The sequence below is a fragment of the Yoonia sp. genome (assembly GCF_017854415.1).
In the GTDB taxonomy this organism is placed as follows: domain Bacteria; phylum Pseudomonadota; class Alphaproteobacteria; order Rhodobacterales; family Rhodobacteraceae; genus Yoonia.
This window is the reverse complement of sequence record NZ_JAFMHR010000111.1, coordinates 1-10207: the sequence shown is the minus strand read 5'-3', so window position 1 is coordinate 10207 and position 10207 is coordinate 1. Positions and strand designations below refer to the sequence as shown.

Annotated in this window: 11 protein-coding genes; 3 read left to right on the top strand and 8 right to left on the bottom strand. The window is 54.7% G+C overall.

Going from position 1 to position 10207, the window contains the following annotated elements:
• Positions 1–81: 81 nt before the first annotated feature.
• The gene (locus tag QZ197_RS12235; protein ID WP_296432281.1) at positions 82–513 is read right to left on the bottom strand and encodes a pseudoazurin; all 432 of its coding nucleotides are present in this window, start codon (positions 511–513) and stop codon (positions 82–84) included.
• 143 nt (positions 514–656) lie between these two features.
• On the opposite strand from QZ197_RS12235, the gene QZ197_RS12230 reads away from it, so the two are divergent.
• Positions 657–1385, top strand: coding sequence for a Crp/Fnr family transcriptional regulator (locus QZ197_RS12230; RefSeq protein ID WP_296432280.1), 729 nt, complete (start codon positions 657–659; stop codon positions 1383–1385).
• On the opposite strand, the gene QZ197_RS12225 is transcribed toward QZ197_RS12230, so the two are convergent.
• Both QZ197_RS12225 and QZ197_RS12220 read right to left on the bottom strand, forming a co-directional pair.
• Complete coding sequence (locus tag QZ197_RS12225; RefSeq protein ID WP_296432279.1) at positions 1378–1584, bottom strand: DUF1858 domain-containing protein; 207 nt, start codon at positions 1582–1584, stop codon at positions 1378–1380. The genes QZ197_RS12230 and QZ197_RS12225 overlap by 8 nt on opposite strands.
• 129 nt (positions 1585–1713) lie before the next feature.
• A complete protein-coding gene (locus QZ197_RS12220; protein WP_296432278.1) occupies positions 1714–2592 on the bottom strand; it encodes a LysR family transcriptional regulator in 879 nt (292 codons plus the stop codon).
• 108 nt (positions 2593–2700) lie between these two features.
• On the opposite strand from QZ197_RS12220, the gene QZ197_RS12215 reads away from it, so the two are divergent.
• A complete protein-coding gene (locus tag QZ197_RS12215) occupies positions 2701–4230 on the top strand; it encodes a trimethylamine methyltransferase family protein (protein ID WP_296432277.1) in 1530 nt (509 codons plus the stop codon).
• Positions 4231–4239: 9 nt separating this feature from the next.
• A complete protein-coding gene (locus QZ197_RS12210) occupies positions 4240–5139 on the top strand; it encodes an NAD(P)-dependent oxidoreductase (RefSeq protein ID WP_296432276.1) in 900 nt (299 codons plus the stop codon).
• Here QZ197_RS12210 and QZ197_RS12205 read toward each other — a convergent pair.
• From QZ197_RS12205 to QZ197_RS12185, 5 genes are all read right to left on the bottom strand, one after another.
• A complete protein-coding gene (locus QZ197_RS12205; RefSeq protein ID WP_296432275.1) occupies positions 5136–6059 on the bottom strand; it encodes an alpha/beta hydrolase in 924 nt (307 codons plus the stop codon). The genes QZ197_RS12210 and QZ197_RS12205 overlap by 4 nt on opposite strands.
• Positions 6059–6838, bottom strand: a complete 780-nt coding sequence (locus tag QZ197_RS12200; protein WP_296432274.1) for a hypothetical protein — start codon at positions 6836–6838, stop codon at positions 6059–6061. The genes QZ197_RS12205 and QZ197_RS12200 overlap by 1 nt, the downstream gene beginning before the upstream one ends.
• A 23-nt stretch (positions 6839–6861) precedes the next feature.
• The gene (locus QZ197_RS12195; RefSeq protein ID WP_296432273.1) at positions 6862–7221 is read right to left on the bottom strand and encodes a hypothetical protein; all 360 of its coding nucleotides are present in this window, start codon (positions 7219–7221) and stop codon (positions 6862–6864) included.
• 82 nt (positions 7222–7303) lie between these two features.
• Positions 7304–8140 carry a dynamin family protein gene (locus QZ197_RS12190; RefSeq protein WP_296432271.1) on the bottom strand — a complete coding sequence of 279 codons (837 nt, stop codon included), beginning with the start codon at positions 8138–8140 and terminating at the stop codon, positions 7304–7306.
• Positions 8140–10203: a dynamin family protein gene (locus QZ197_RS12185; protein WP_296432282.1), complete on the bottom strand. Its 2064-nt coding sequence runs from the start codon at positions 10201–10203 to the stop codon at positions 8140–8142. The genes QZ197_RS12190 and QZ197_RS12185 overlap by 1 nt, the downstream gene beginning before the upstream one ends.
• Positions 10204–10207: the final 4 nt, after the last annotated feature.

Genomic DNA, 10207 nt, shown 5'->3' with positions numbered 1-10207 from the left:
GCCGCGCAGTACGTTACGGCGATTGGTCTGCATCAGACCTGGATTGAATACTTTAGTCATAATAGTCTCCTTGTTAAGATGTCAGAGGTTTGAAAGCTGTTCTTCAAAGCGGGCTTTGGCGCCACGCGGAATGCGTCCTTCGAGGAATGTCTCGGGGGCTTCGGTTGCGTCGCCAACGGCGATCACCATGACCATGCCCATGGCAAAATGCGGCTTGCACATCACGCCATAAACACCCGCCACGTCGTAGGTCACAACGATCTCTTCGTTGATGCGGCCTTCAAATTCAGTGCCGCCCTCGGGTGTCATCGTAGGGATGGATTCTGCATTGTGGCCGCGGTCCGTTGGGATAAACGTGACCGTGTCACCTGGTGCGAGGCGCAAGAACGCGGGCGCAAAGATCATATTTCCAGCCTCACCGCGGTTCAGCATCTGAACCTCGAAATTCTCGGCCCATGCGGCACCTGACATGGCCGCGCAGATCGCTACTGTGGACGCTATTATTCGCAACATCGGTTTTCCCTTCGTGTTTAACTGACCTCAGGATACGCTGTTGCGGGACAGCGAGTTTGCGCTAGCACAACCAAAATCACCCTGTTTTGTTGATCGAGATCAAACACGTGGCGCAAATGGCAGGTTTGTGGGACAAATGACCGATGAAGAACAATCGCCACCCCGCACGTCACGGACTTCTTGATGAAAGTCTTTTGACGCAAATGCCGCCATTCGCGATGTTGCGCACAGATCAGATCCGCGAGATCCTCGATCTGGCGACATCGCGCCGCTATGAAGCGGGTGTAGCGGTGTTTGAAGAAGGCTTTGACGCAGAGCGATTTTATGTGCTGCTTGATGGGCATATCCGTGTGGTGCGGATATCCGAACAAGGCGAACGCATCATCGCTCTTCATATCCCTAGCGGACAGCTATTCGGCATCGCGGCCGCGCTTGGCCATACGACGTATCCTGCAACGGCAATTGCGGCTGTGGAATCGGTCGCCCTGTCGTGGCCGATGCATTTATGGCCCGACTTCGTGGCGCGCTATGATGGGTTTGCAACACAGACCTATAAGACCGTCGGGCACCGCATCGAAGAGATGAGCTCGCGCATGTTGGAACTGGCCACTCAGCAGGTCGAACAGCGCATTGCCTGCGCGATCTTGCGGATGATCAACCAGTCCGGTCGCAAAGTGGACAACGGGATCAAGATTGATTTCCCTATAACCCGTCAAAACCTGTCAGAGATGACCGGTGCGACGCTGCACACCGTTAGCCGCACGCTCAGCGCATGGGAGCGCGACGGGATCATCGAAAGCCAGCGTAAACATATCACTGTCTGTGATCCCCATAAGCTGGTGATCTTGTCCGGAACGCTGGCACCTACCTAAGGGTCGCAGTCAGTTCGGCGTAGAACGCATCAATTTCCAACCCATATTCTTTACAAGCGTCCGTAACCGTATGAAACGGCGCTACAAGGCAGCCCACGCAGAGCATCTGATGGCGAAAGAAGACCTCGACCGTTTCGGGCCAGTCTGCGATCAATTCATTTAGTGGCGTGTCTGGATCGTAAAAACGCTGCAAAGGCATTTTGAACCTCCATTTTCCGGACCAGTTTACTGGAAGCTCGGCGCGTGACGTTGCGCTTGCGCAAACTTTGCTCGGACGTCACAGGAAATGAACGTCATTCGTCGTAAGGCGGGCCAGTTCCGATGCTGGTCACAGCACCCGCCCTCTTTTTTCGCGATTGCCAAGGCTGTATTGTGAGCGAAGTATCTCAAACATCTTGCGATATGCCGGGCGGTGACGGTTGCGCATATTCAGGCCTGCAAAAATGGGTTGCGTTATGACCGGTGCGTCTTTGACAGCTTGGCATGTGCCTAACGCTACCAGTTGATTGGCCGAATCCTGACGCACATATGCCGTCCCTGACAAAGATGTCAGCAGATCAACCATCGCTGCATTCTGCCCAATTGACAGCCATGCCTGCATCAAATCAGGTAAGAGCGCCGCGTGTGATTGCATGAATGCGGGGGCGTAATTGGCAAGGATGTATGACGACGGGTCCACATCTGCCATCGTCTGCGCATGGGTCGAGACCATCAAATACCGGACTTCGCCTAGCATTTCGAAGTACAAATCCGGTTGGGTTTTCGGAGAATAAAGAACTGCGACATCTTGGGTGCCTGACACCAGATCGGCACACATCTGACCTGAATAATCGGCTTCAAACAAGAAAGCAGTTTGTGGAAACACAGTGCGAAATCGATCAATCAGTCCGCGAATGTCAGTGTTGACAAGATCATGCTGCAGCCCGATCCGCATTGTCACACCGCTAATGGCAGTATCGCGCGCCGCGTTGAGCGCCGTGATCCAATTGTGACGCAGACCGCGCGCATGGGGTTCGAACCGCAAACCTTGGGTCGTCAGCGACGTGCCGGATCGCGATCTTCTGAACAGTCGTGCGCCAATTGTCTTTTCGAGGGATTTGATCCGGCCAGACACGGTCGATTGCGTCACCTCCAGCCGTTCCGCCGTCTGGTTGAAGCTCTTTGTTTCACAAAGATCAAGGAAGGTATCGATCAGTTCTATCTGCATAGACGCGACTATGTCCTAATCGGCAAATCCGATCAATAATAACCGGATGACCTGATTGATTGATTGCGTGTGCGGGGGAATACTCGGCCATCGAGTTGAGGAATGACCATGACGGAAACCAAACGCAGATCAGGTGGGCGCGCTGCCCGTGTCGCAATGCGCAGTGCGCCATTGGCCGAAGATGTCCGCCCAGTACGTCCGGGGATGTCGGGTGGACAATACAAGCCATTGTCTGATGCGGATGTTGCGCGCATCCATGGCGCAGCGCTTGATGCGCTCGAGCAGATAGGTCTGTCTCAAGCCCCGCCTTCGGGGGTCGAGATTATGACCAAAGCGGGCGCAATTCAGGGCGATGACGGCCGTCTTAGATTCCCGCGCGCGTTGGTTGAAGACATGCTGGCCAAAGCGGCGCGCAACATCACGTTGCATGGCCGCGAGGAAAAGCATGATCTGCATCTGTCAGGCACCAGAGTGCACTTTGGCACTGCGGGTGCCGCCGTGCATGTCGTCGACGTCGAAACGAATACTTACCGCGATAGCACCGCCCAAGATTTGCATGATGCTGCCAAGATTACGCACGCCCTTGATAATATTCATTTTTTCCAGCGCGCGATGGTTGCCCGTGACGTCACAGACAACCTAGAGATGGATTTGAACACCATCTATGCGTGCTGCGCCGGAACGACAAAGCATGTAGGCACATCATTTAGTGACCCGTCGCATGTCGCACCCGGCATGGAAATGCTGCACCGTTTGGCTGGCGGAGAAGCCGCATGGCGTGCCCGTCCGTTCGTGTCGAATTCGAACTGCTTTGTTGTCCCGCCTATGAAGTTCGCTGAAGAAAGCTGCACTGCGATGGAATCCTGCATTCGCGCAGGTATGCCGGTACTGCTGCTGTCCGCCGGCCAAGCGGGGGCAACGGCACCTGCACCCATCGCGCTTGCGATCGTGCAAGCGGTCGCCGAATGCCTTGCGGGTGTCGTCTATGTCAACGCTATGGCCCCGGGTCATCCGGCTGTTTTTGGGACGTGGCCATTTGTGTCTGATTTACGCACGGGTGCGATGTCTGGCGGATCAGCAGAGCAGGCCTTGCTGACAGCGGGTTGTTCGCAGATGCATAAATTCTACGACCTGCCGGGCGGTGCTGCGGCGGGTATCTCGGATTCGAAACTGCCTGATATGCAGGCCGGATGGGAGCAGGGGATCACCAATGTGCTTGCCGGACTATCAGGTCTGAACATGGTCTACGAAGCGGCAGGGATGCATGCGTCGCTGCTAGGCTTTTGCCTGGAGTCTTTGGTCTTGGGGGACGATATTCTTGGGCAAGTCATGCGCACCGTGCGCGGAATCGACGTGACCGAAGAAAACACCTCGCTGGATGCAATGAAGGCGGTTTGTCTGGGCGGTCCGGGGCATTACCTTGGGTCCGATCAAACGCTGGCTTTGATGCAAACCGAGTATATCTACCCCAAGCTGGGCAACCGGATGAGCCCCAAAGAGTGGAACGAAGCCGACCGCCCGATTCTGATCGACAAAGCTATCGCGCGAAAAAATGAAATCCTTGCAAATGCCCAAATCAAGTTCGATCCTGCTTTGGATGCGGCAATCCGCGCTGACTATAATATCTACTTCAAATAAGGACTGATGATGCATTACGGCTATATTGGGCAGGGAAACCTTGGCGCAAATTGTGCGGCTTGCCTGTTGCGTGCGGGGCTAGATGTTACCGTGACCGACATCAACAAAGACGCCGCAGCGGTGGCGATGGCCGAAGGTGCCAAGTGGGCGGACAACCCGGCGGACCTCGCGGCTTCGGTCGATCATATCATTACATGCCTGCCGTCGCCCGCCGTGTCGCAAGCGGTGGCTGCGCAAATGCTGCCTGCGATGCGTGAAGGCGCGCATTGGATCGAGATGTCGACACTGGGCCGCGAAGAGGTGCTAGCATTCGCCGCAGATGCCGCGAAACATGACGTGCGCATGATGGAACTGCCCGTCACTGGCGGCGTTCATCTGGCAGCACAAGGCAACATCACTATGCTTGCTGGCGGCGATAAGGATATGTTCGATCTGCATCTGCCTGCGCTGCATGCAATGGGAAATCAGGTTTTTCATATGGGACCGCTTGGATCTGCATCAATCATCAAGGTGATCACGAACATGTTGGCCTTTATCCACCTGAAAGCTTGCGGCGAGGCGATGATGCTTGCCAAGCGCGGCGGGCTGGATTTGTCTCAGGCGTGGCATGCGATCAAGGCATCGTCTGGTACATCATTTGTGCATGAGACCGAAGGGGCCTTGGTGCTGAATGGGTCTTACGACGTGGCCTTCAATATTGATCTTGCTCTAAAGGACTTGGGTTTCGCCATGGGATTTGGCCGTGAATTCGAAGTACCGCTCGAATTGGCCGCGGCGACCGAGCAGACTTATGTTGCAGCGCGTGCGGCCTATGGGGGTGACGCGCAGTCACCGATGATCGTCAAACTGCTTGAGGATTTGTTGAAAACAGATCTGCGTGCCGAAGGTTTTCCGGCACGTTTGACCTAAGCGTCAGTCATCGCATTTGCAAAAAACGGTACCCACGCATCCAGCACATCTTGCGGGTGCTGTTCGGCGACGTAGTGCCCACCAGGCAAAGCCCAGCCTTGCACGTCGTTGGCGCGTTCTTTCCACAGCGCCAAACAGTCGAAATGTGCGGCAATAGCACCATCGGCACCCCAAAGCGCGAGCAACGGAGTCTTTGTCTTGCCGACCTCTGCATCATCGTGCGCCAAATCAATGCTGGCCGCCGCGCGGTAATCTTCGCAAGCACCATGGATTGCTTGGGTGTCGGCGAAACACGTCAGGTATTCGTCAAGCGCCTGCTGCACAAACGGCGATAGCCCCGCGGCACCAGCCCCACATTTGCTGAGCCAAAAGAACGCAGGGTCTGCGCCGATCAATGTCTCGGGGAAAGGATGTGGCAATGTGAGCCAATACCAATGCCAGTAGGTATGCGCAAAAGCGCTGCCCGCTTCTCGGTACATTTCGCGGGTTGGCGCAATATCGAGCGTGGAAAATGCAATGACACGTTCAGGATTATCAGCCGTCAATCTATGTGCGACGCGGGCGCCGCGATCATGTGCGCCGATAAGGAACCGATGATGTCCTAGATGATCCATCAACGCCAGAACATCGCCTGCCATCGCGCGTTTAGAATAGGGCATATGGGCCGCGTCCGTCTTCGGCTTGAGCGATCTGCCGTAGCCCCGCAAATCGGGGCAAATCACTTGATAGGTCTGCGCTAAAGCCGGTGCTATCGCGTGCCACATCGCCGAAGTTTGCGGGTAGCCATGCAGCAATAACAACGGCGGGCCGTCGCCCTTTGACCTATAGAAGATCGGGCCATCGGGGGTTTCAAATGACTGCTCTGCGAAGCCCTCAAAGAACTGGGTCGCGCGTGGTGCAGATTTGGCCGCCGGATGCATTATTGAAAAATTGAGCGCCAAGACGCATGCAATGCGCCCAGCTTTGCAGGATCATAAACCATCAACGCAACGTCATCGCCCGCCAGTGCCAGGGCTGCTGTATTGCCATCATCAAGCGCGCCTTCAAGACAGATTAGCTTTGGACCATCTTGGTGGTTCGGCAGGCTTTCTTGCGCACGTAAAAAGGCGTCGACTTGGGTATCCCAAATCGATTGCAGTCCAGCGATATCGCCGTAAGTCGCTAGAATATCACCGGCGCTGACAAGAAGGACCGCGCTAAATGCAGTCTCATTGACGCGCAAAAAGCGCGACATCGGCGGCAAAGGGGTCTCGCTAATGTCGATTTGCCAAATCTCGGCCAAACCAGAAGCTGAAATGCCACGTTCGCCGCCACTGCCAAAAGGCTCTGCCGGAAGGCTGCGCACGGTAAGTCGGGCCGCCCCTGTAAAAATATCAGTCAAAAGTGCAAATGCCGCGTCGAGCATTGCAGGTTCCTGGCGCGACAGGGTCTTGCCGAATAAATCTATATGATCACCTGCCGCAGGTGAAACAGCAATCATACCGCGCAAGCGGCGGCCGGCTGCAATGACGCTCACCACAACGTCGCCTACCGCAAAGTCCAACCTGCGTTCAAGCACCGTTTCGTCAACGACGGCTAGGAATGCAGTCATGGGCGCAGGAACGCCGCCTTGCGATATCACCCGCGCGCCGTCTTCAAAGACGTCATCACGTGCGGCCAACGCATTCAGTTTTTGCGCCAAGGCAATCATATCGCTCATAAGCTGGGTCCCAAGTTCATCTATTAACCGCCGCTGATACGGTTCAGGCATTTGGTTGCTTCGTCCACAAGTTTATCAACATTTACGTCCGGGGCACACACACAACATAGTACATCGTCCGGCTCATCGCTCGCACGCAAAAATAGGTGAACGGATGTTTTTTCCGCCAAAAGCGCAAGCCGACTAGGGTTTGCACCCAAACCAATCTTTCCATGCGCCCCTAAAACAGTAGCGGCCTGTACGCAAAGTGCATCAAGCGTCTCGCGGGGTAATTTTGACCGCGTATCTGTCACGAGGATCATGCGCGTCGACAGGTCAGCAAATGCAATCGCCTGACAGCCGACGCTGGCTGCAAGTAACGTATCTAACTCATTAACAACCATCACCAGCCTACTTTTCTACAGTTACTAACTTTGTCGCTATGCCCGCGCGATGCGGATGATGCAACGCGCCAATCCACCAGATCTAAGTCGGCCGAACTGGACGAGCGGCCGGTCTAGTTGCGCCTTCGGTGCCGTCTTTTGTGCGCTGAACGCGCCGTGGCATGACAGAGGTCACGACCGCCGCAGGAATATCAGATTCTGTCGTCAGGTTATAAAGCGGGGTTTCTGTACGGGCGGTTAATGCCGCCAGCTTTTCAATGCGTTCAATCAGATGTTCGGTGAATGGTCCGGCGCCACTGGCTTCCCATAAGGCATAGTCTTCGCCTGCCTTGATGGCCTGCAAAAGCGAAATCGGGAAAGTTGCACCAAACTGGCCTTTGGTTTCGCGGGCAACGCGCATAATGACGCGGCTGCGATCACGTTCTGTCGTCAACTTGTCGTAGCGGGTGATCAACAAAATAGAGTTTTCGCGCACTGTATTTGGCATCGTGTCCCAAACAGCTGCTTCGGATTGACGCCAGGCTTGGGTGGCGTGGGTACACCAAATCACGGCATCGACCTCTGTCAGCATACGTTCCCAGACGTCGGATGACATGTTGGGGTCTGAAATGCCTGGAAAGTCGATCAGGTCGCAAACTTCAAGGATGTCCGCTTCGATGGATAAATGGATGAAGCGTGTTTCAGATACGGGCACATCCTCGAGACGCTCAATCGAGATAGGCTCTTGCCACCCATCGACGTCTACACGGTAGGGCGCGTCGGTGCCGAATGTGATCCACACCGGGGACAGCCGTGTAGCGGTTACTTTTTCAGGGAGCGGTCGCACGCCCATCAACAGGTTTGACAACGTGCTTTTGCCAGCGCTGAATTCACCCATCAGGGCGATACGAGGTTTGCGGGTGGGGGCTTGGTCGGACATTAAGCTTTACCTATCGCAATTGTATCATCGCGGAGTTCTTCGAAGATGAACTCGAACAATTCTTCACGTTCCTGCTGGGCTTTGATGCCGAATACATCCTCGAGATCTTCGATATCAAGCTCTGACTTATTGCTGATGTCGCTCAACAGTCCGCGCTGTTCAGACAAAAAGCTGTGCAACTCGCGCTCCGCGCTTTCGCGGATATCATTTGCCTGACGCATTTTGAGTTCTTCGACGATGGGCTTGGTTTCCGCCTCGATCAGGTCATAAAAGCCGCTTGCAAAAGCACGGTAGCCCTTGCGGCGTTTCCACCAGCCTTTCCACCAAGACGTCTGCAAATCCAACGCGATAGTTTGCCCCAAGGAGACGGGCGCAGGAACATCTGGCGGCGTCGGTGGCGTGATCGTGAAGTTCTCGACAGCCACACCAAAAGCCGACCGGCAAATTTCTGCGAGGTCTTGGGCGGCAGATGCATAAACTTCTTCGCAGGTCGAGGCGACGTTGCGGCGCATGACTTGATAGCTGGTTCGCAACAACATGCGCAGGCCGTCAGGGCTATATTGCCAAACCTCTTCTTCGCCTTTGGTCTCAAGATGCTGCAGCAATGATTCAAGGGCGCGGTCAAGGAAGCGTTTGTGCGATTGATCGACCCGCGCGCTAAACTGTTGGAACACCGCGTCCATGCGGTCGCTAAGAAGCTTCATGTTGTCTTTTTGCAGCTTATCAAGGTGCTTTTCTAGCTCATCGGCCATCATGACCGACACCGTGTCGCCGTCCAAACGCATCGAAACAACAGCGTTAGAGGCACGTACACCACTGACAAGGTTCAGCGCCTTTTTGCGCGAAGCCGAAAGGATTTCCGCGCCTGATCCTTCGACGATACGCTCTGACAAGGCTGAATAAAGCTGCGGCATGCCGGAAAGTTGCCACACCAATTCATGCGTATCCATGTCGACGGTTTCAGCGCTAAGCGAGGCTTCTGCCCAGTTATAAAGGGCATCTGCACTGTCAGAGATGATGTCATCGAGATCATTCTTAAGCGCAATATTGGCCCAATATGCACTGCCAAATATGACCTGTGGATTTTCGGGGCCATTGTTGTCAGCCAAGGTCTGCATGATGCTGTCACGGATTTCCGGCACTTGCTCTGCGGGATTGGACAGTTCGTCAATGCGGTTCACGAAGATCAAAACCTCACGGGCTTTCACATTCGAAATCAGGCGGATCAGGCCCATATCCATAGCGCTTAGCGCCTGATGTGCTGACAGGACAACAACACAAATGCGGCTGTCGCGCAGCGCATTGATGGTGATCTGTTCGCGCATCATGAAGGTATCATTCACGCCTGGGGTATCGCGAATGCAAAGCGGGATCGGCAGTGCTTTTGTATTCAAATACAAATCCGCCGATTTTGTGATATCGGCAAAGCGCCCCTGCTGGTCAGCTTGACCAAGGTCGTCAAAATCATCGCCCATACAGACATAGCGCTGGATCAAATCATCGTTGAGTTGGGCGTAGCTATGTTTTTGACCAAGCAGTAACTCGAATTTGCGACCCAAGCGTTGCTTGGTCTTATCGCGCATCGCAATGATCTGGGTCCGAACTTTTTCTAATTCTTCGTCAGCACCGGCGCGCGCGGCTAATTCGCCGATTCGGCCACCGTTTTCAATGAGATGGTCCCATTCGCCTTTGCTAAAGAACTGGAATGCCGCAGTCGGCGCGTCGGGCGGAAGGGGTGTGTTGAGGTGCAACGACGTCACGACAGAGGTCCATGGGTTGACGTCAGCAGGCAACAAATCAGGGCGGCCGACCATCGCGTTGACCAGCGACGTTTTGCCTGCTTTGACTTGACCGATCATTGTAACGCTTGGTTCAAACGCACGTAACTGTTTGATTAGTTTCGCTGATTTCTTCTCGGCATCAAGCCCACCAAGTTTTACTACATCAGCAAGCGTGGCTTCCAAATCTACGATTTCGTCTTGAAATGCTTCAAGCTTTTCAAGGCCACGACGCATGAATGCCGGCTGTGCAGTTGGGGTGGGTCGATCCCCGTCGCTTGTCAGCTCT